This is a genomic window from Vibrio maritimus, from assembly GCF_021441885.1.
GTDB lineage: Bacteria > Pseudomonadota > Gammaproteobacteria > Enterobacterales > Vibrionaceae > Vibrio > Vibrio maritimus_B.
In genome coordinates, this window is sequence record NZ_CP090438.1 from 1590287 (window position 1) to 1610422 (window position 20136).

Consider the following 20136-nt stretch of genomic DNA (forward strand, 5'->3'; position numbering starts at 1 on the left):
GATGAAGTTATGTCACTCCCTCCTTGCCCAAATTGTCAATCTGAATACGTTTATCAAGACCAGTCTCAATTAATCTGCCCAGAGTGTGCCTATGAATGGAATCCTGTTGAGGCGGAAGAAAATAGTACGCCGAACATCAAGGATGCCAATGGGACTCGCCTTGAAGAAGGCGATCGTATTACATTGGCAAAAGACCTTAAAGTTAAGGGCAGCTCAATGGTTATGAAGATCGGGACCAAAGCAGTGATCAGAAGAATAGTTGATGGAAAGGACCATCAACTAGACTGCAAGGTCGATGGCGCCGGTGAAATGATGATCACCGCAAAGTTCGTTAAAAAAGCGAACGTATAAATCTTGTCAGGCAAGGGGAGAAGTATGAAGTTAGAAAGCCTTGCCCCTTGTCATTTCGACATGCTGTTCGAGTTTGAACGCGATAACAAAGCTTGGTTCGAACAGTATGTTCCTGCTAGACCCGCGAGTTACTCCCAAAACGCGTCTTTTGTCACCGCTCAACACGCTTTGCTCGAAGAGCAGTGTTGTGAAACTAGCCTTTTTTTCGTTCTAATCGATGAAAATCGTATTGCCGCACGTGTTAACTTCACCAACATTGAAGAAGCTGAATGTGAGTTGGGGTATAGAGTCGGGCATGCTTACGTGAATAGCGGAATTGCGACTCAAGCCGTTCATGATTCGTTATTACTCGCACAGCAAAAGCTCGATCTTCGTTTAGTCTACGCAAAAGCCGCTACTAATAATCCAGCATCGATTCGTGTTCTTGAAAAATCGGGATTTTCCCGCGCTAAGCAGCGACCTGAATTGATGCGCCTCAATGAGGATGTATTAAAACTGGCCCATTTTGAACTTTCCCTTAAGTGATAATCAACTATGCCTGCATCTAGCCACTCTTACTTGTTCTCTCTTTACTCTGTCCTCAAAAGCTCCCGTTATGAAGAACAGCTGGTGGCTTTGTTTCAACAAGAATGGTCCGATTTCACTCATGAGTCACTCAATATGGCGAATACTCCTGAAGCGATTGTTGTGGAGCGTAACAATGAGGTCGTGGCAGGTATTGCTTTTACTCGTTATCCAGCACCCGATGACCCGAATGTACAGGCACTATGGTTAAACGCGGTGTATGTAAAGTCAAAATACAGAGGATTGGGGCTGGCAAGGCGGCTAGTGTTGGCAGCTATACAAGAAGCGTACAAAATCAGTGAGCCTGCTTTGTATGCTTATACCAACGTGGGCGGCATGTATGAAAGGTTGAGTTGGGAAAAAGTCGCAAAGGAAGAGGAAAATGAAGTAGGGCACAGCGTTTATCGTTATAAGCTCGACGCTATGCCCAGTTCTGTGCCCTAAGTTCTAAACTGTGTGTTATTTACTCGCCGATTGCGACACCTTCACGGCGAGGGTCAGCGGCACCTTCTAAGCCACTTTCCGTAAAACGAATAGCATGCAGCCCTGAGTTCAACTCACGGCTGTTAACTTTATAGCCCATCTTCTCGAACTGCTGTGCATAGCCTTCCAATGGCGTATCTACCTCAATATCCATCTCCCCAAAACGGTTGATCATACGTGGTTGATCGATGGCTTCTTGAATGTTCATTCCCCAATCTAGATGAGCGACGAGCGTTTGTGCGACGTAGCCGATAATACGACTACCACCTGGCGAGCCAATTGCCATATAAGGCTTGTCTTCTTTCATCACAATCGTTGGTGACATAGAGGAACGAGGACGTTTGTTTGCTTCTATACGGTTGGCAACAAGTTTATCTCCTTGCTTGGGAACGAATGAGAAGTCAGTAAGCTCATTATTGAGGAGGAATCCGCTTGCCATTACGCGTGAACCAAACACGTTTTCAATAGAGGATGTCATGGAGATGACATTGCCTTTGCCATCGACAACGTTGAAATGCGTCGTTGAAGGAAGCTCAATGGCTTGATCTTTCGCGAGGCGAGCGCTGTTACTTGAAGGAGGACTACCTGCTGACACTTCAGTTAACGCTTTGTTAGGTGTGATGAGTTGGCTACGCTCACGCATATAACTAGAGTCGAGTAGACCATCCGTCGGGACGTTATAGAAATCGCTGTCTGCCATGTAGAGCCCACGGTCGGCAAAGGCTAATCTTGATGCGTCCGCTAACACTTGCCAACTAACAGGGTTGTCCTTACCAAGTTTATCGAGCTCAAAGGGTTCAGAAAGCATCATGATCTGACCGAGAGTCAGAGCACCACTGCTCGGTGGACCCATTCCGCATACCTCATACTGCTTGTATGGGGCGCAAACCGCCTCTCGCTCAACGACTTGATAGCGAGTGAGATCCTCTAGTGACAGCTTACCTGGGTTAGTCTTGGATTCATTACGTACCGCATCGACAATAGATTGAGCCACTGCACCTTTATAGAAGCCATCGCTGCCTTTTTCTGCCATCAGCCTCAGTGTTGCTGCGTACTCTGGGTTTTTCAGCAGTGTTCCTTGTGTTTTGGGTGAGCCATCTGCTTGCAGCAAATAGCTTGCGGTGGTTGGGTGCTTTGCTAGAAATTTAGTGTCGTTGGCAATCAGTTTGGCAAGGCGCGCGCTTATCACAAATCCAGATTCGGCTTTCGCTGCTATCGGCTCAACGATCTTAGCCCAATCAAGCTGTCCGTATTTTTGGTGGACATCCCAAAGCAGCTTGACTGTTCCCGGTGTGCCAACAGAACGACCGCCGACGACTGCGTCATAAAACTTCATAGCCTTGCCGTCTTTACCAATAAAGAGATTTTCATCGGCTGCAGAAGGTGCCGTTTCACGCCCGTCAAAGGTGGTCAGTTTTTTGGTTTCATTGTCCCAATAAACTAGGAAGGAGCCGCCTCCAATGCCGCTTGATTGCGGTTCTACCAAGCCAAGCATTAATTGCACAGCGACCATGGCGTCGACGGCGTTACCACCTTGTTTAAGAACATCTGCGCCTGCTTGAGTGGCGGTTGGGTTGGCGGCGGTAACCATCCAGTTTTCCGCTGTGACTAGCGGTTTTGAGGTAAAGCCTGTGGCAATTTCGGGCGCAAAAGCGTCGGTGGCTTGTTGATTCGCTAAGACCGGTACTGAACTGATTAGGGAGATAAGTGGGATAAGCCGAAGCAACGGTGTTGTCATGGGGGTTCCTTATTATTTTTCTGCTTTTTTAATATGAGAGGCTAGGCTGATTATCTATACATGGACATCTATTTGCCAACTAAATGCAACACATATGTAACATATCATCCTCATTATTAGGAGCGAAATATGACAAGCAATGTGTCAATTGCGAAGTTTAGTATAAAAGGAAGTCAAGGTGAGCAATTTCAATAATACCGATGATCAGCGTCCACTTGATCACGAACCAGAGTTCAACAAATTTGTCGACGCAGCGATGTCACGTCGTCGTTTCCTGAAAGGTACGGGAGCGGCAGCGACCGTTGGCTTCTTTGCTGCGACGCCGGTCAGTCAAGCGGTAGCCAACGTAAAGGCGGCGAAATCTGACTTGATGGGCTTCAATGCGATACCTATTTCAACGGCAGATACTGTTCAAGTTCCAGATGGCTATCAGGCGGACGTGCTTATTTCTTGGGGCGACGCAATCAAAAAAGGCGCGCCTGCGTTTAGTCAAAGTAACGATTCTAAAGCGCAAGAGATGCAGTTTGGCGATAACAACGACGGCATGACTTTCTTCTTGATTGAAGATGATCGCGCTGTCTTAGTGGTGAACAACGAATACACTAACAACGAATACCTGTACACGCACCAAGGCAAAAACATATCAGCAGATGACGTTCGTAAAGCACAAGCAGCGCATGGCGTATCTGTGGTTGAACTGAAAAAGAACTTTGGGCAATGGCAGGTAAATCTAGATGGGCGTCTCAATCGACGCGTTACGGCTTTTACTGAGATGGAAATGACGGGTGTTGCTGCTGGGCATGATTTGCTAAAAACAGCGGCTGACAAGTCTGGTAGTAAGATCCTCGGTACCTTTAACAACTGTGCAAATGGTCAGACACCCTGGGGTACATATCTTACTTGTGAAGAGAACTTTAACGGCTACTTTGCCGATACCTCTGGTTCAGAACTGCCAGAAAGTTACGCACGTTATGGTCTAAATAAAAAGGACCGCGGATACGACTGGTACAAGCACGATGCTCGTTTTGATATGGCGAAAGATCCGAACGAACCACATCGTCACGGTTGGGTTGTTGAAATCGATCCGATGAACCCTAACTCGACCCCGAAAAAACGCAGTGCGCTTGGACGCTTCAAGCACGAAAATGCAGCACTCACTATCAATGGTGATGGTCATGTCGTGGTGTATCTTGGTGATGATGAGCGTGGCGAGCACCTCTACAAATTTGTGTCTAAGAACAAGTATGTCGAGGGTGCAGACTCTAACCGAGATCTCCTAGAAGAGGGCACGCTTTACGTTGCCAAATTCGATGGGGTACAGGGTGAGCTAAAAGGCAAAGGTGAATGGCTTGAGCTCACTTGGGGCAAGAATGGACTGACACCAGAAAATGGCTTCCCTGATGCGGCATCAGTGATGATTTTTGCTCGTATGGCGGCAACTCAAGTCGGTGCGACCACCATGGACCGTCCTGAGTGGGTTGCAGTGCATCCAGACAACAAATCGGTATTCTGCACGCTAACAAACAACAAGTATCGTGGTGTCAGAGAGAATCAGCCAATCAACGCGGTCAATCCACGTGAGAAAAACCCTTATGGGCATATCGTTCGTTGGAATCCAGCAGGTGGTAACCACACATCAGACACTTTCGAATGGGATATCTTTGTTATCGCAGGTAACCCTGAAGTGCATGAATCTGGTTTGATGGCGGGTACTGAGAACATCAATAAAGATAATATGTTCAACAGCCCAGATGGCATCGGCTTTGATATCGCAGGTCGCTTGTGGATTCAAACCGATGGTAAATACTCAAACAAAGGCGATTTTGCCGGTATGGGTAATAACCAAATGCTGTGTAGTGACCCAGAGACTGGAGAGATACGTCGATTCCTCACCGGTCCTATCGCATGTGAAATCACTGGCCTTACATTCTCGCCAGACCAAAAGACAATGTTTGTCGGCGTTCAGCACCCAGGTGAAGACCTTGCACCTTCCCACTTCCCTGAAGGTGGTGATGCGGTGCCTCGCTCATCGGTTATCATGATCAGTCGTAAAGATGGCGGTGTGATCGGCGCTTAGTGGCTGAATCACCAAAACTGAAAAGGGAGACCGCTTGGTCTCCCTTTTGTCATCTGAGCATCGAGTGATTACGCGTTTTGAAAACGAGCATCGAGCTTTTCCATCAAGATATCACGCTTGAAAGGTTTAGGTAGGTAGTCATCCATACCACTGTCATAACATTTCTTAATATCGTCATCGAGTACAGACGCTGTTAGAGCAATGATATGGGTCTGCTTTATTTCCTGCGACTTTTCAAACTCACGGATTGCTTTGGTCGCCTCAAATCCATCAAGAACCGGCATCATGCAGTCCATAAGCACCAATCCAATGGAGTTATGTTGCTGCTGATAGATGTCGACGGCTTCTTGTCCATTGTTGGCTATGACAAAGTCGATGGAGAGCTTTTTCAAGTTTAAGCTCACAATCTGCTGGTTTACTTTATTGTCCTCGACTACGAGGATTTTAAAGTGCTTACGATCAGCGTTATCTTCCACTTTGATATCAGCAGTTTGCTCGCTCTGCTCAACGTTGCTTTGTTTCAGGGTATTGATGAGTCGATTACCAAACAGTGGACTGGTAATAAAAGCGGAAACATCGATATTGCTGCAATCGAGTGCTGCTTTGTTGTCTCGCAGTAACACGTGAGGTAAATGGTTAGCACATCGTCTTAGTGATGGCAGTATGCTTGCGTCATCGAAAACCACAATCGTATTTTCGTTGAACTCGTTAAAGCTCTCATCGACATCATGTCGAGTGAATACCTCTAATTTGTATCGCTTGAACTCATCCATTAGAAGCGGGTTAGGGGAGTGAGTGACGTAGCAGATAGATTTATTGATTTCTTTTTTAACCGAATGGCTATCGCGCTCAAAAGTGAGTTCAAAGCTAAATGTCGATCCTTTCCCTTTAGCAGAAGTCAGCGCTATTTTGCCGCCCATCATTTCTACCATCTTAGAACAGATAGCAAGTCCCAGGCCAGTGCCTCCATAATCCTTGGAGGTATCGGAATTCTCTTGTTTAAACTCCTCAAATACGCGCTTTTGTTTTTCTTGGTCAATGCCGATACCAGTATCAGCTACTATAAAACCGAGAGTGACTGTATCTTGGTTTGTATTACTGGCTTTCAGTTTAAAGGCAATATGACCTACCTCAGTGAACTTAATGGCGTTAGACGCCAAGTTCATAAGTGTCTGGCGCACCTTCTGCTCATCGGCTTGCACGTAATCAGGCACATCGGGGTCAATTTCAATCAGAATATCTAATGACTTTTGTTGAGCTTTTGGCGCGATTAACGCTGCGGTATCGTAGATAGTCTCTTTAATAGCAGTCGTATGTGGGCAAATCTCAAGGTGACCCGATTCTATTTTTGATAGGTCGAGAATGTCATTAATGAGCATCAACAAAGTCTGGGAAGAGGCATTAATCGTTGCAAGGTGGTCCTTTTGACTCGCAGTTAGACGCGTGTCGCCGAGGATCTCTGTCATGCCCAAGATGCCGTTAAGCGGTGTGCGGATTTCGTGGGACATATTCGCAAGGAATGCACTTTTCGCTCTATTGGCTTGGATTTCGTGTTCTCTTGCGTTGATAAGCTGTTTCTCAAGCGCAGATATCTGACGAATGATGTATAGCAGAACGAGCAACACGGCAGCGACGAACGCAATGGTTGCTAAAACGCGATTGTTCTCAACGTCACTCAATTTCTGGGCGATGAGAGGCGGCAGTTCATTGAATAGAGTGTTTAGTGCACCTTCAAGTTGATGAATGGTTGCTCGAAGTTCACCAAGCTCCCCTTGGTTGTGGGAGTAACCAAACTCTTCATAAGCGCCTTGAAGTCCATAAAACGCCAAGCGAAACTCTTGAAAACGACTAAACATCTCAAAGCTGAGTTGTTGGTCCGTAATCTCTTGTTCTAGCTGAGATAGATTACGTTCGATTCTTGGTAGGATTTCTGGGTCGAAGGTTGAGAAGAACTGGTACATAAGATCTTTTGTCGATAATGCGACAAAATCCATGCTTCTTGAGTTGGCGTCGATAAGCGCGCGCTCAAAAGCCAGTGCTTTGTTTTTGAAGTGTTCAATCAAGCCTTCTTGCTGGTTATCACCATGAATTAATAGCACCAGTTCAGAGAGTTTAAAAAAGCGCTGTGTGTAGTCGTCTACGCGAGAGAGGGCTGTTTGACCGTCGTAATCAATTTCAATGCCCGATGTTGCGACGCCAATATTAATCTGACCTATTTGGGACAATATGCTCAGGTATTCGTCTTCCATTCTTTCTAGATATTTGGTGTCGACACGAGCAATAAAGTCTTTCTCATGACGTCGCATCATTAGCATGGTGTTTGCCGACGCCAATATGTCTTTTTGCAACCCAATCAGTTGTTCTTTGGTGTTATCTACGGCTCGCTCGGTATAGAAGAATACGGCGAGCAAGCCTAGTATCGTGCATGCACCTATTAAGAGTATCTTTCGAATGGTGCGAGAGTGATTTGATTGGGTCGAAGGCATAGCTCAACATCCTGTTTTTACGGCTAATGGTGTCAAGTTTAACGCATAAAGCTCTGTAACCAAAATGAAACATTATTGTAATGTGGGGATAGGGGAACTGTAGGAAAGTAGGGGGTGTTTTAGGGTCTGGGTGGTTATTTTTAGATCGAGCCTTTACCCCCTCTAGCTCCCCCTATATAGGGGGAGAACTACGGGCTAGCTCCTATCGTCGCATCGCATTGTAGAATAGGCTACGCGAGAGCGAGCCTGAGGCTCCTCCCCTTACTAAGGGGAGGCTGGGAGGGGTCAGCCGCAGTCAACAAAAGCACCATCACTTTCAAGCTTTCACTAAACTACCAACTCAAACCCACCATCAACCACACGAACTACTGCACCCATCGGCGCATCCACATACCCATCCGCCTTAGGCAGTTCTTCTTTCTTAGCATGACTTAGCACCGCAACCGTCATACAGCCGGCTGCTATCCCCGAGTTCAAACCAGCGACAGCATCTTCAAAACAAACACACTCTTTGGCTTCTAAACCAAGCTCTTTGGCTCCGCGAAGGTAAGGCTCAGGATGTGGCTTACCTTGGGAGAGAGCTTCAGGTGTGATCAGCACTTTTGGCTTAGGTAAATTTGCAGCTTTGATACGCGCCGTGGCAACTGGCAAAGTGCCTGATGTTACGATCGCCCAAGGAATATTCAGCTCATCCAGTCCATTTAGAAGCTCGACAGCGCCTGCAAGCGCGACAGTGCCCTCAGTGTTGGTTGCTTCATAGTGTTCGAGATAATCGAACTCCGCTTTGACTACGTCGGAGGTTATCGGGGCGTTCATGAGCTCAGCAATAGAGTCAATAGCAGGTCTGCCATGAATGCGAGACATCACGTAGTCGGGGTCGAGTCCTTTAGATTCTGCCCATTTTGACCATGCGCGAGTAACACAGGGAATAGAGTCGACTAAGGTACCATCAAGGTCGAAGAGTAATCCTTTAAAAGAAAGCGTAGTCACAATGAGTGTTCCTATTTTAAATACTGAGAAAGTACATCCACGATTAGCTGGTGGTCCTCGTGTTGAGGCAGACCTGAAACAGTAATCGTACCAATCATACCGGTGTTGATGACACGAATCGGGAATGAGCCGCCGAAAGGGCTGTAATCCTTGGCATCGACGAAAGAGGCTTGGTCAATGGTTTTCCCTTTCATCTCTAGGTAATGTTTCATGTACCAAGAGCTGCGCTGAAATCGCTGAACCACATTGGATTTACGTCGAACCCACTCTTGATTATCCAAAGTCGCGCCATCTAACACAGTGTAAAATAGACATTGGTTACCGACTGTGATGTCGATAGCGACTTTAGCTTGCTTATCTACCGCGAGAGCGCGAAGTGCAGTACCAATCTGCCAAGCGGTCTCTTTGTTAAAGTGGGGGAACTGCAGCTTCTCTTCTTGAGAAATTAATGAGGCTAAAAGATCTTGAAGTTCAGATGAGGTAGAGGTTGTCATTATCCGGTCCTTATAGACGAAAAAGGGCGAAGTAACACTGGACACGAATGAAGGTTACTTCGCCAAAACTTGGAACCGAACTAGAGCATCAGTCCAAGCCCGAGGTGAGAAGGTTTTAGTTCCTTCCTACTTCCATTTAGAGTGATGGACTAGAGTTCTAACTCTGCCATCAGTTTTTGTTCAATCTCACTGCTGGATTTGGCATTGAAGAGCGCATCACGGAAGTCGGCATGCATGATTTTGCGTGCGAGCTTCGAGAAAATCTTCATATGCTGGTCGCCGGCAGCGTGCTTATTTAACGTCAGCATGATGACGAATTGTGCTTCTTCATCGCCCCATTGAATCGGCTTAGCGAGACGACACACGCTCACCGCTGACTGCTCGATGTGTTCACTCTTGGTATGTGGAATCGCAAAACCAAACCCAAGCCCAGTAGAGAACACATCTTCGCGCGCCCACAAATCATCCGCCAGTTTATTCGGATAACGGCAACGACCTGTAAGGAAGAGGTTATCTGACAGTGTTTTAATCACTTCTTCTTTGCTGCGAAGGTCTAAGTCGAGCTTGATGCAATCCTCTGAAATAAGCGGCGCTTCAGTTTGGGCCATTCGGAACTGCGCAAGCAGATGCTCTACTTCAAGAGGTGTGCGGCATTGCATCGCTTTATTGAGTAGCTGACGGCATTCGCGACTATCTAGGTTTGAGATACGCTCTTTAGTCGCAGCAATGCTTGGCGCACTCATGCTGATTTCATCCAGACCAAGACCGACCAACAGTGGTAGCACTGAGCCTTTCGCACCTAGCTCGCCACACAGACCAACCCACTTACCATGACGATGTACTTCGCTCACTACGTGATCCAGTGTTCTTAGGAACGCCGGATTTAAGCTGTTGTAGTGTTTGGTGACTTTGGCATTGTCACGGTCAACCGCCATCAGATACTGGGTTAGGTCATTAGAGCCAATAGAGAAGAAGTCGACTTCTTCACAGCATTGATCGATGATGAACGCGACAGAAGGGACTTCCATCATGATGCCGAGTGGGATCTTCTCATCAAACGGCACTTGCTCTTTGCGAAGGTCTTGGCGAACTTCTGCGAGTATGTCTTTAACCCATAGGATCTCTTCCATTGATGAAATCATCGGGATCATGATTTTTAATGGACCATGCGCCGAGGCTCTTAGAATCGCTCTCAGCTGTGTTTTGAACAGTTCAATAAATTCTTCGTAGATTCGAACCGCGCGGTAGCCAAGGAATGGGTTGTTCTCTTTCGGAATGTTGAGGTAATCAACGGGCTTGTCGCCACCGATATCAATAGTGCGGACGATGATAGCTCGGCCCGCCGCAGCATCGAGAGCTTGGCAGAAGATGTTGTATAGCTCATCTTCTTTAGGTGCACTCTTACGATCCATATACAGCATTTCTGTACGGAATAAGCCAATGGCTTCAGCACCAGATTCAAAGGCAGATTTGGCTTCTACTGAGTGAGCGATGTTGGCTGCCACTTCAAGCTTTTTGCCATCTTCTGTCATGCCTTGCGTGTCTTTAAATGCTGCTTGTCGCTCTCGAACCGTGTTAATAACACGCTGCTCTTGCTCGTAATAGCGAACGACGGGCTCACTTAAGTCTGTCACAATGGCGCCAAGGTTAGCGTCTAGGTAGACCTCACTGCCAATGTTGGCATCCAATGACCCGTCTTTAACGCCGACGACCGTAGGAATGCCGAACGAGCGAGCGAGAATAACGGTATGAGAGGTGCTGCCGCCATGGGTCAAAACAAGACCTTTTAGAAGCGCTTTGTCTAGCTCAAGAAACTGGCTAGGGGTGAGGTCTTCAGCCATGCAAATCGAGGCTTCAGTCAGTGCAAGTTGGCTGGTGTAGTGCTCATCACCATAGATAGTTTGTAGCAGTTGGAAACATACGTCGCGGATGTCGAGTTCGCGCTCGCGCAGATATTGGCTTGATGATTTTTGCAATTGTTCCGCGTAGTGTTTAGCAGTGGCAATTACAGACTGAGCGCTGCTTCGACCTTCAACTAGGTTAGTGTTTAGCTGCTTGGAAAATTCTTCATCGTTTAGAATAGAAAGGTGCGCCGCGAGGACTTCACTTTCGGTATCGACCGAGGTTTTCGCTTGTACCTCGATTGACTTCGCCAAGTGGGCAACGCCTGATTTCAATGCTGATTGCTCTTGCGCTAGTGGCTTTGCTTCCGGCATGTAAGGGAGCTGATCAAAATTAATTGCGCCAACTTTTACCACCACACCGCGTCCGACACCAGAACTGACGGAAGTCGCTCTAACCACACCTGAGGTTAGGTTTGCCAGGTTACGAGGCAGTGGTTGCTGTTCTTCATCGGCCTGCGTTTGTTCTAGAGGCGCATCGCAGTGCGGGAACTCATTAGCAATAAAGCTTTGTAGTGCCTCTAATGCTGTTTCTTCGTCCTCACCCTCAATAGTGATCACACATTTGTCGCCAAGCAACGTGTCGGTACCGATAAGAGATAAAACGCTTTTCGCATTTCCAGAAAGCCCGGTACGCTCGTTCTGCCATTCAATGCTCGATTGATATTGATTACAAAGGGTTTCTACATGACCCGCTGGTCTCGCGTGAACACCATTCGGCAGTTCACAAGAAAACGTAAAACTTCTCATAGGGGCTCATTCCTTAGGTTCGAAATTGTTATTGGTTGTTTATGACTACAACTTTAACAGTTCCAAAAATCGGGGCTATTGGATAAAAGTGCTAAAAACTGGATATTTGTTAGATGCTGGATTAACTGTGATAGCGCTCAAAAATACAGTTAATCTTGTGACTTCTGTCATGTTGATCGTTGTGTTAATAGTGGTTGATATTACGACAAATCATTCTAAAACAATGTCTTATAAATAAGTTGCGTCCTCTCTATCTTGCTGTTACTCAAAGTGTGCTCAAGATCAACATTCATCTCACGCCTAACAAATATCCAGTAAAAAGCAGTTTTGTCCTCTAACTGGATAGCACAAATGCTCACTATTATAACCCTGTGCGATAGAGATGGAGTTTCTCTGAAGCTTAATCAAAAACGTGAGCCAATAAATATAAAAGAAGTACTTCCTTTAATAAAAAATTTTAATACTTATGTACTCTAAGGAGAGGTCAATGAATGACTTAATCTCAATTCTTAAAAACACAAGACAACATCTAATGACGGGTGTGTCTCATATGATTCCTTTCGTGGTTGCGGGCGGTATCTTACTTGCGGCTTCGGTCATGCTTTATGGTGAGGGTGCAGTACCAGAAGAGGGAACCTGGCTGCATGATCTGTTCTTCATCGGTGTTGCTGGCTTCCAACTTATGGTTCCCATTCTTGCTGCTTACATCGGTTACTCCATTGCGGACCGTTCGGCGCTCGCTCCTTCTGCTATTGCAGCTTTCATCGGCGCTAATATGTACAACACGGGCTTCTTTGGCGCGATTTTCGCGGGTCTCCTAGGTGGTATCGTTGTCTTCTACCTCAAAAAGATCAAAGTACCAGCATTTGCTCGCTCTATCATGCCAATCTTTGTCATTCCTATCATAGGTACGTTTATCACTGCAGGCGCCATTGTATGGGGTATCGGTGAGCCAATTGGCGCGGCAACTGAAGGTCTAACTAGCTTCCTTAAAGGCATGCAAGACTCAAGCATTGTGGTACTCGCTATCATCATGGGTCTAATGATTGCCTTCGATATGGGTGGTCCGGTCAACAAAGTGGCTTATGCATTCGTCATTCTTTGTGTCGGCGAAGGTATCTACAACGTTGCCGGTATCAGTGCAGTAGCGGTTGCTACGCCATCAGTAGGCATGGGTCTTGCGACTTTCCTAAACAAAAAACTATACGGCTCTGACGAACAAGAAGCAGGCCGCGCATCAATCCTAATGGGCACCATGGGTATCACTGAGGGTGCGATTCCTTTCGCAGCTGCAGACCCACTTCGTGTTCTACCGTCAATCATGATTGGTACGGCAACAGGCGCCGCAACGGCAGCTGTCTTGGGTGTTGAGTGTTTCGCAGCATGGGGTGGCTTGATTGTACTGCCAGTGGTTGAGGGACGATTTGGCTTCCTGATTGCACTCGCTGTGGGAGCTCTTGTTACCGCACTAATGGTTAACTTCTTGAAAGCGCGTCGCAAGGTAGAAGAGCCAAAGAAAGAAGAATCCGATGATTTAGACCTAGATATCACTATCGGTTAGTTAGAGATTTCACGGTTAGTTCGAGATATCACGGTTAACTCTTAAAATTTGAAAGATATATCCAATAAAAACAGAACGTTAAAAATAAAAGGTGAGAATTATGACTAGTATCGTAGCAGTAACAGCATGCCCATCTGGCGTAGCACATACCTACATGGCAGCAGAAGCGGTTGAAGCAGCAGCAAAAGCAAAAGGCTGGAACTGTAAAGTTGAAACCCAAGGCTCTATCGGTATCGAGAATGAGCTGAGTGCAGAAGACATTGCCGGCGCTGACATCGTTATCTTAACCAAGGACATTGGTATTAAGAATGAAGATCGATTCCAAGGTAAGACGATTGTTCGTATCGGTGTCAGTGACGCAGTTAAGCGCTCTGAAGCAGTAATGGACAAGATTGCCGCGCATCTAGAGAAAGCGACGGCATAAATAATGACGGCATAAATATGGCTCCTTCATTCGGAGGAGCCTTCATACCACAGTCACTTGTTCTGCCAGGTTAGCAAAGGTGACTCTGATATGAACTCAATCAGTACCCACATATAAAAATAATGGAGCCTATTGTGAGCACCGAAAGAATAACTCGATTAAAGTCTGCCCTGTTTGAAGCCCAACGAGAAATTTCCCTAGAGCGCGCTCTTCTGTATACCGAGAGTCATCAGCAAACGGAAGGCGAGCACACCTTGATCCGCCGTGCTAAGGCCACCGCTCATGTTATGGACAATGTTGCGATATCTATTCGTGATGATGAGCTCATTGCAGGTAACCGAACCGTGAAACCTCGCGCTGGTATTGTGTCCCCAGAAATGGACCCGTACTGGATTGAGAAAGAGCTCGATATTTTCGAGTCACGTCCGCAGGATAAATTCTTTATCTCTGAGGATGATAAGGCGGTCTACAAGGAGACGTTATTACCTTATTGGTCTGAACGTTCGATGAAAGATTTCATCAATGGGCAGATCCCTGACAAAGTCAAAGAGGCTGTTGCTGAGAAAGTCTTTAGTGTTAACCAGACTGATAAAGGCCAAGGGCACATCATCATAGATTTTGACCGATTGCTAGAAAAAGGTCTTGGTGCGTTAACCGATGAAATGTCGACACTGGCAACGGTCAATGCTGATAACGAGTTTTATCAATCGGTTCTGATCCTTTTAGAGGCGTCCACACGTCACATTCGCCGATATGAGACCCTTGCTAATCAAATGGCAGCAGAGTGTGAGTGCCCAGTACGTGCCGCTGAACTAACCCGTATTGCCAGCATTTCGGCAAACATCGCGACCCAAAAGCCGCAAGGCTTCTATGAAGCGTGCCAGCTGTTCTGGTACATGAACATTATTTTGCAATATGAATCTAATGCGAGCTCGCTTTCACTGGGGCGCTTTGATCAATACATGATGCCGTTCTACCAAGCGTCTATTGAACAAGGTGAATCACCTACATTTTTACAAGAACTACTTGAGAGCTTGTGGGTTAAGACCAATGACATCGTTCTGCTGCGCTCATCTAGCAGTGCTAAGTTCTTTGCGGGCTTCCCAACGGGATACACCATTTTGCTTGGCGGCTTGACCGAGAATGGACGCAGCGCTGTAAACACCTTGTCTTCCCTCTGTCTGGATGCATATCAAAGCGTTCAACTGCCGCAGCCTAACCTTGGTGTGCGCGTGAATGAGTTTATCGATAGAGCGTTCTTGAATAAAACTGCAGAGACGATTCGCCTCGGAATGGGTATTCCACAGATCTTCAACGATGAAGTCGTGGTGCCGGCGTTTCTAAACCGTGGCGTGTCGTTAGAAGATGCTCGTGATTACTCCGTTGTCGGCTGCGTCGAATTGTCTATTCCAGGCAAAACCTATGGATTGCACGATATTGCGATGTTTAACCTGCTCAAAGTGATGGAGCTGGTTCTAAAACGCAATAAAGACAATCAAGAAGTCTCTTTTGACGCTTTAATGTCTGAGATCCGCAGTGATATCTGTGACTACGTTAAGTTAATGGTCGAAGGCTCGAATATTTGCGATGTGGGTCATCGTGATTGGGCTCCGGTACCGCTTCTATCTTCGTTCATCAATGATTGCATCGAGAATGGCAAAGACATCACTTACGGTGGTGGACGCTATAACTTCTCTGGTGTGCAAGGCATTGGTATTGCCAACCTGTCTGACTCTCTTATGGCGCTCAAACGTTTCGTGTTTGAAGAGAAGCGCATGAGCTTTGCCGAGTTTATAGAGGTGTTGGAATCTAACTTCGAAGGCAAAGAAGGTGAGCGCGTTAGAGCTCGCTTGATGAACAGATACGAGAAGTATGGCAACGATATCGATGAGGTCGATGCTATGGGGGCAGACTTACTTCGTTTGTTCTGCAAAGAAGTCGAGACTTACGAAAACCCTCGCGGTGGCTACTTTACACCAGGATCTTACACAGTGTCAGCACACGTGCCACTCGGAGCGGTTGTTGGTGCAACGCCTGATGGTCGTCTGGCAGGTGAGCAGTTGGCTGATGGTGGTCTATCGCCGATGTTAGGTAAAGATCAACAGGGCCCAACCGCCGTGCTTAAGTCAGTCAGCAAATTGGATAATTACTTGCTTTCGAATGGCAGCTTGTTGAATGTGAAGTTTACCCCTTCAACGCTTGAGGGCGAACAAGGCATTACTAAACTGGGCGACTTTTTGCGTGCTTTTATGAAGCTCAAACTGCAGCACATCCAGTTCAACGTGCTTAATGCAGAAACCCTTCGCAAAGCACAGGAAAAACCAGAGGACTATGCTGGGTTGGTAGTTCGAGTAGCGGGTTACAGTGCGTTTTTCGTCGAGCTGTCTAAAGAGATTCAAGACGACATCATTCGAAGAACTGCCCATGAGCTGTGAGTGCAACACTAGCGGTTCACGCTGCGGAGAACATAAAGGAGAGCTGGGCTCTCCTTCACCAACCGCTCGAGTGTTCAATATTCAACGCTACTCGCTCAATGATGGTGAGGGGATACGTACTGTCGTGTTTTTTAAAGGGTGTCCATTGAAGTGCCCGTGGTGTGCTAACCCCGAATCTCGCTCTATTGAACAAGTCAACATTCGTAGGGAGTCAAAATGTCTTCACTGTGATGTGTGTGAACAGGATGTTGACGAATGTCCTAGCGGAGCTTTTGAACAAGTCGGTTATGACGTCACGGTAGAAGAGCTAATTGCAGAAATCGCCAAGGATGATGTGTTTTATCAAACCTCTGGAGGCGGGGTGACATTATCCGGTGGCGAGGTTTTGGTTCACGGTAAGTTCTGTATTGAACTCCTTAAACAACTCAAAAAGCTTGGTTACAAAACGGCGATCGAGACCTCTGGGCATGGGAACAGCAACCACCTTGTTGAGATGGCGAAATACTGTGACGAGATTTTATTTGATTTCAAAATGATGAACAGAGAGCAAGCCAAAGACGTCATTGGTATTAACTTGGATAAAGTACTTAAGAGTTTTGATGCTCTAAAGTTGGCATCTTGTAAGTTGATCCCAAGGTTGCCGCTGATTCCAGGCTACACACTCGACCTGATCAATGTCGATAAGGTGCTTCATTTTTTAGCACCTTATTCGTTAGAAGAATTACACCTGCTGCCGTTCCATCAATTTGGTTCCAGCAAATACGAAACACTAGGGATGACGTATTCGATGAAGGATACCCCGGTACCTACAAAACAAGAAGTTGATGCTATTCAGCGCCATGTCGAAGCACATGGATACAAAGTAGTCATAGGAGGCTAGACATGAGCAAGAAGCGAATTTTAATTACTGGTGCGGGTGGTTTCTTCGGAACGCGATTTATTAACCGCTATCAAGGTGAGTTCGAGGTTCGAGGCACTGACGTTGCCCAATTAGACATCACAGACGCTGATGCAGTGAACCGCATCTTAGGTGAGTTCAAGCCTGATTTTGTCATCCATGCCGCTGCTATCGCCGTCACTGATTTTTGCAACAAGCATCCAGATGTGGCGCATAAAGTGAACGTTCAAGGAGCGATTAATGTCGCTAAAGCTTGTAAAGATGTAGGGGCGAAGCTGGTGTTTATATCCACTGAGCAAGTGTTCAATGGCAATCCAGAAGCAGGACCATACACAGAAGAATCAACACCAGTGCCGGATACGGTCTACGGTCAAAATAAACTGGAGGCCGAGCGTGAGCTAGCGACGATTTTGCCTGAGATGTGGGTGCTGAGATTCACCTGGTTGTTTGGTCTTCCTGAGCGCAATACAACGATCAATCCGAATGTGGTTTGGAATGCGGCTCAAGCGTTATTTAACGGTGAGACCATGCACGAACGAGGCAATGAGTTCCGTGGTTTAACGTATGTTCATGAGCTTATTGAGCAGTTTCCAAAGATATTCGAAATTCCTTATGGAACTTATCACACTGGCGCGCACAACGACGCAAGTCGCTATGAGATAGCACAACATATTTTAACTGAGCTTAAGCTCGGAGAACGCACCCAAGAGGTTCTGGTGCAAAGTGACGCACCAAAGATACGTGATGTGAGACTTGATACCAGCAAGCTTGCTGCTCAGGGCATTCAGTTTACTGAGAGCAAACAAGCGATTACTAAGTGTTTGAAAGAATTCGGCTACTAAACATTTGTCTTTAAAAAACCGGCCACACAGTAGCGACCCATATTACCATTGGAGATGTACCCATGATTTATATGCTTGATACCGCCAACCTAGATGCAATTAAAAAAGCGGTAGACTTGTACCCAATAGTCGGTGTCACAACCAACCCGACCATCATAGCTAAAGAGAATCGTCCTTTACGCGATATCATTTTAGATATCCGTGAGATTATTGGTCCAGATCGCATGTTACATGCACAAGTCGTTAGCGATAACGCGGATGTCATGTTGGAAGAAGCGAAAGCGTTGCGTAAGCTTGATTCAGAAATCATCGTTAAGGTACCCGTGACACCTCAAGGTATTAAAGCTATGAAACTCATTAGTGCCGAAGGTATCCGAATTACGGCGACTGCGATTTTAACGCCACAACAAGCCTTGATGGCTGCGATGGCAGGAGCTGAGTTTTTGGCACCGTATGTAAACCGACTGGATAACATCTGTGGTGATGGTACTCAAGTGGCTGCGGAGATGGCACATCTTATCGATGTCTATCAGCTGGATGCGAAAGTACTCGCCGCGTCGTTTAAGAACGTCCAACAAGTCCATGAAGTTGCTAAAGCAGGGGTACAGTCGGTCACAATCGCACCGGATGTATTTGACCAATTGTTGGTTCATCCGCTGACTGATTCCGGTGTCGCGGGCTTTATGAGCGATTGGAATCAAGCGTATGGCGAGGGCAAAACGGTTCTTGATTTGCTATGATCATGATTAGGAACAAGTTTACATAGAATAGACAAAGACAGGGATGCCTAGTGAGATTATACTCACTAGGCTTTTTGCTATAGAAAGATCTTAGGATAAGAATGAAGTTAGTTGGAGTTACGGCGTGTATTAGCGGTGTTGCGCACACCTATATGGCCGCAGAATTATTAGAGAAGTCTGCTAAGAAAGCTGGCTATAAGATTCAGGTTGAGACTCAAGGTGCTCTGGGGTCAGAGAACGCTATTGATCAAGCATCCATAGACGAAGCGGACGTTGCCTTCATTATTGCGGATATCAACATTGAGGGTGTGGAGCGGTTCGCGCAATCGCGGCTAATTAAAATGTCGATTTCAGACTTTTTGCGTAATCCAGAACTGGCGATGAGTGCAATCGAGCGCGCGAAACGCGCTCCAGCAGGAACCGTTATCAACGTATAAATCTATTCTACCGTTCCGCTTTGGTAGTGCGCTCGATACTGTGAAGGGGAACGGTCTGTTTGCTGTTTGAACACACGGCAAAAGTAATTACTATCATTGAATCCGCAGCGATGTGCGACTTCTTTAACTTTCGTATCGTATTGTTTTAACAGATACTTTGCTCTCTCCAATCGAATCCTAGTCAGATACTCATTAAACTTAACGTTGCCTTCTTTATGAAAAAGCTGCGATAAGTAATTCGGTGAAACATAAAAGTGTTTAGCGACCGATTCGCGAGTTAGTGGCTCGTGGTAGTTCTGCTCTAAGTAATCCCTAACCGCATCGAACAAGGCTTTACTCTTAGATGGTGTTTCTGGTGGGTTATGAATCAGGTCATGGATATGACTAAACAAGCTACTCGCGAGTAATCTCAGCGTATTTTGATCTTGTGAGTGCCATGCTAGCTCTTCGATCGCTTGCAAAATAAATGAGCCAGTTCTCGGTCCACGTCTGGCGACATTTTCTTTGATGGCGGAATCAAACTTTTCTCCATCCCAACTGAGCAAGCTCATGCCAAAGCTTTGTTTGCCAACCAATATGGTCATAGTGACAACGGGTTTATCCCAATTAGGTTTGTTCCAGCTCTCCGCGGGTAGGTAAAGAACATCTCCTTGCTTTAATACGACACCAGTATCCGTTCCTATGTTATTACCTACGTCCATTTCCAACTCTCCAATAAGTACCATTTCAATGCGTGGGAAATGAACCTGGTAGGCAAGGGGAGGTGGACTTGGCAGGTTGCCCGCGAACTGCAGGGAATGTATTTCTGCGGTTTGCGTAGCATAGTGGTGAAGCGCTTCAATAAGGTATGTTCTGTCTAACATGCTTTTATAACATTCTTCTAGAAAATAGTGATGTATTGATTCGAGTTGGCATTATACGTCACTTGATATTTCAAGCGGTTTGAGGTGGTTCACATTTAGATA

Annotated in this window: 17 protein-coding genes; 11 read left to right on the forward strand and 6 right to left on the reverse strand. The window is 46.3% G+C overall.

Annotated features, from left to right (window positions below; genetic code table 11):
- The first annotated feature begins 9 nt into the window (after window positions 1-9).
- The 3 genes from LY387_RS07345 (at window position 10) to LY387_RS07355 (ending at window position 1359) form a co-directional block, all read left to right on the forward strand.
- The gene (locus LY387_RS07345) at window positions 10-351 is read left to right on the forward strand and encodes a zinc ribbon domain-containing protein YjdM (protein ID WP_234495897.1); all 342 of its coding nucleotides are present in this window, start codon (window positions 10-12) and stop codon (window positions 349-351) included.
- 24 nt (window positions 352-375) lie between these two features.
- On the forward strand, window positions 376-876 hold the full coding sequence (locus tag LY387_RS07350; protein ID WP_234495898.1) for a GNAT family N-acetyltransferase: 501 nt from the start codon (window positions 376-378) through the stop codon (window positions 874-876).
- Window positions 877-960: 84 nt separating this feature from the next.
- A complete protein-coding gene (locus tag LY387_RS07355) occupies window positions 961-1359 on the forward strand; it encodes a GNAT family N-acetyltransferase (RefSeq protein ID WP_234495899.1) in 399 nt (132 codons plus the stop codon).
- Window positions 1360-1378: 19 nt separating this feature from the next.
- On the opposite strand, the gene ggt is transcribed toward LY387_RS07355, so the two are convergent.
- Window positions 1379-3136 carry a gamma-glutamyltransferase gene (gene ggt / locus LY387_RS07360; RefSeq protein WP_234495900.1) on the reverse strand — a complete coding sequence of 586 codons (1758 nt, stop codon included), beginning with the start codon at window positions 3134-3136 and terminating at the stop codon, window positions 1379-1381.
- A 256-nt stretch (window positions 3137-3392) separates the two neighbouring features.
- On the opposite strand from ggt, the gene LY387_RS07365 reads away from it, so the two are divergent.
- Window positions 3393-5213 (forward strand): PhoX family protein, encoded by a 1821-nt coding sequence (locus LY387_RS07365; RefSeq protein ID WP_234496072.1) that lies wholly within the window; start codon window positions 3393-3395, stop codon window positions 5211-5213.
- 68 nt (window positions 5214-5281) lie between these two features.
- Here LY387_RS07365 and LY387_RS07370 read toward each other — a convergent pair whose 3' ends face one another.
- From LY387_RS07370 to ptsP, 4 genes are all read right to left on the reverse strand, one after another.
- The gene (locus LY387_RS07370) at window positions 5282-7699 is read right to left on the reverse strand and encodes a hybrid sensor histidine kinase/response regulator (protein ID WP_234495901.1); all 2418 of its coding nucleotides are present in this window, start codon (window positions 7697-7699) and stop codon (window positions 5282-5284) included.
- 327 nt (window positions 7700-8026) lie between these two features.
- Entirely contained in the window at window positions 8027-8689 is a 663-nt protein-coding gene (locus LY387_RS07375) for an HAD-IA family hydrolase (RefSeq protein WP_234495902.1), read from the reverse strand.
- Between the two features lie 11 nt (window positions 8690-8700).
- Entirely contained in the window at window positions 8701-9183 is a 483-nt protein-coding gene (locus LY387_RS07380) for a heme-degrading domain-containing protein (RefSeq protein WP_234495903.1), read from the reverse strand.
- Between the two features lie 149 nt (window positions 9184-9332).
- Window positions 9333-11834: a phosphoenolpyruvate--protein phosphotransferase gene (gene ptsP / locus LY387_RS07385; RefSeq protein WP_234495904.1), complete on the reverse strand. Its 2502-nt coding sequence runs from the start codon at window positions 11832-11834 to the stop codon at window positions 9333-9335.
- A gap of 487 nt (window positions 11835-12321) precedes the next feature.
- Between ptsP and LY387_RS07390 the strand changes: the two genes are divergently transcribed.
- The 7 genes from LY387_RS07390 (at window position 12322) to LY387_RS07420 (ending at window position 19171) form a co-directional block, all read left to right on the forward strand.
- Window positions 12322-13395 (forward strand): PTS fructose transporter subunit EIIC, encoded by a 1074-nt coding sequence (locus tag LY387_RS07390; RefSeq protein WP_234495905.1) that lies wholly within the window; start codon window positions 12322-12324, stop codon window positions 13393-13395.
- Window positions 13396-13495: 100 nt separating this feature from the next.
- Window positions 13496-13819 carry a PTS fructose-like transporter subunit IIB gene (locus tag LY387_RS07395; RefSeq protein ID WP_128649923.1) on the forward strand — a complete coding sequence of 108 codons (324 nt, stop codon included), beginning with the start codon at window positions 13496-13498 and terminating at the stop codon, window positions 13817-13819.
- A 134-nt stretch (window positions 13820-13953) separates the two neighbouring features.
- Window positions 13954-16254, forward strand: coding sequence for a formate C-acetyltransferase (locus LY387_RS07400; RefSeq protein WP_267967703.1), 2301 nt, complete (start codon window positions 13954-13956; stop codon window positions 16252-16254).
- Window positions 16244-17134 (forward strand): [formate-C-acetyltransferase]-activating enzyme, encoded by an 891-nt coding sequence (locus tag LY387_RS07405; protein ID WP_234495907.1) that lies wholly within the window; start codon window positions 16244-16246, stop codon window positions 17132-17134. Before LY387_RS07400 ends, LY387_RS07405 begins: the two co-directional genes overlap by 11 nt.
- Before the next feature lie 2 nt (window positions 17135-17136).
- Entirely contained in the window at window positions 17137-17994 is an 858-nt protein-coding gene (locus LY387_RS07410) for an SDR family oxidoreductase (protein ID WP_234495908.1), read from the forward strand.
- Window positions 17995-18056: 62 nt separating this feature from the next.
- The gene (locus tag LY387_RS07415) at window positions 18057-18734 is read left to right on the forward strand and encodes a fructose-6-phosphate aldolase (protein WP_234495909.1); all 678 of its coding nucleotides are present in this window, start codon (window positions 18057-18059) and stop codon (window positions 18732-18734) included.
- Window positions 18735-18835: 101 nt separating this feature from the next.
- Window positions 18836-19171 carry a PTS fructose transporter subunit IIB gene (locus LY387_RS07420; RefSeq protein WP_234495910.1) on the forward strand — a complete coding sequence of 112 codons (336 nt, stop codon included), beginning with the start codon at window positions 18836-18838 and terminating at the stop codon, window positions 19169-19171.
- Between the two features lie 2 nt (window positions 19172-19173).
- Here the strand turns inward: LY387_RS07420 and LY387_RS07425 are convergent, their stop codons facing one another.
- Window positions 19174-20034: a helix-turn-helix domain-containing protein gene (locus LY387_RS07425; RefSeq protein ID WP_234495911.1), complete on the reverse strand. Its 861-nt coding sequence runs from the start codon at window positions 20032-20034 to the stop codon at window positions 19174-19176.
- Between the last annotated feature and the right edge of the window lie 102 nt (window positions 20035-20136).

Coding starts and splice junctions, on each gene's coding strand:
- LY387_RS07345 (WP_234495897.1), top strand. CDS start 10: ATGTCACTCCCTCCTTGCCCAAATTGTCAATCTGAATACGTTTATCAA.
- LY387_RS07350 (WP_234495898.1), top strand. CDS start 376: ATGAAGTTAGAAAGCCTTGCCCCTTGTCATTTCGACATGCTGTTCGAG.
- ggt (WP_234495900.1), bottom strand. CDS start 3,136: ATGACAACACCGTTGCTTCGGCTTATCCCACTTATCTCCCTAATCAGT.
- LY387_RS07365 (WP_234496072.1), top strand. CDS start 3,393: ATGTCACGTCGTCGTTTCCTGAAAGGTACGGGAGCGGCAGCGACCGTT.
- LY387_RS07370 (WP_234495901.1), bottom strand. CDS start 7,699: ATGCCTTCGACCCAATCAAATCACTCTCGCACCATTCGAAAGATACTC.
- LY387_RS07380 (WP_234495903.1), bottom strand. CDS start 9,183: ATGACAACCTCTACCTCATCTGAACTTCAAGATCTTTTAGCCTCATTA.
- ptsP (WP_234495904.1), bottom strand. CDS start 11,834: ATGAGAAGTTTTACGTTTTCTTGTGAACTGCCGAATGGTGTTCACGCG.
- LY387_RS07390 (WP_234495905.1), top strand. CDS start 12,322: ATGAATGACTTAATCTCAATTCTTAAAAACACAAGACAACATCTAATG.
- LY387_RS07395 (WP_128649923.1), top strand. CDS start 13,496: ATGACTAGTATCGTAGCAGTAACAGCATGCCCATCTGGCGTAGCACAT.
- LY387_RS07405 (WP_234495907.1), top strand. CDS start 16,244: ATGAGCTGTGAGTGCAACACTAGCGGTTCACGCTGCGGAGAACATAAA.
- LY387_RS07410 (WP_234495908.1), top strand. CDS start 17,137: ATGAGCAAGAAGCGAATTTTAATTACTGGTGCGGGTGGTTTCTTCGGA.
- LY387_RS07415 (WP_234495909.1), top strand. CDS start 18,057: ATGATTTATATGCTTGATACCGCCAACCTAGATGCAATTAAAAAAGCG.
- LY387_RS07420 (WP_234495910.1), top strand. CDS start 18,836: ATGAAGTTAGTTGGAGTTACGGCGTGTATTAGCGGTGTTGCGCACACC.
- LY387_RS07425 (WP_234495911.1), bottom strand. CDS start 20,034: ATGTTAGACAGAACATACCTTATTGAAGCGCTTCACCACTATGCTACG.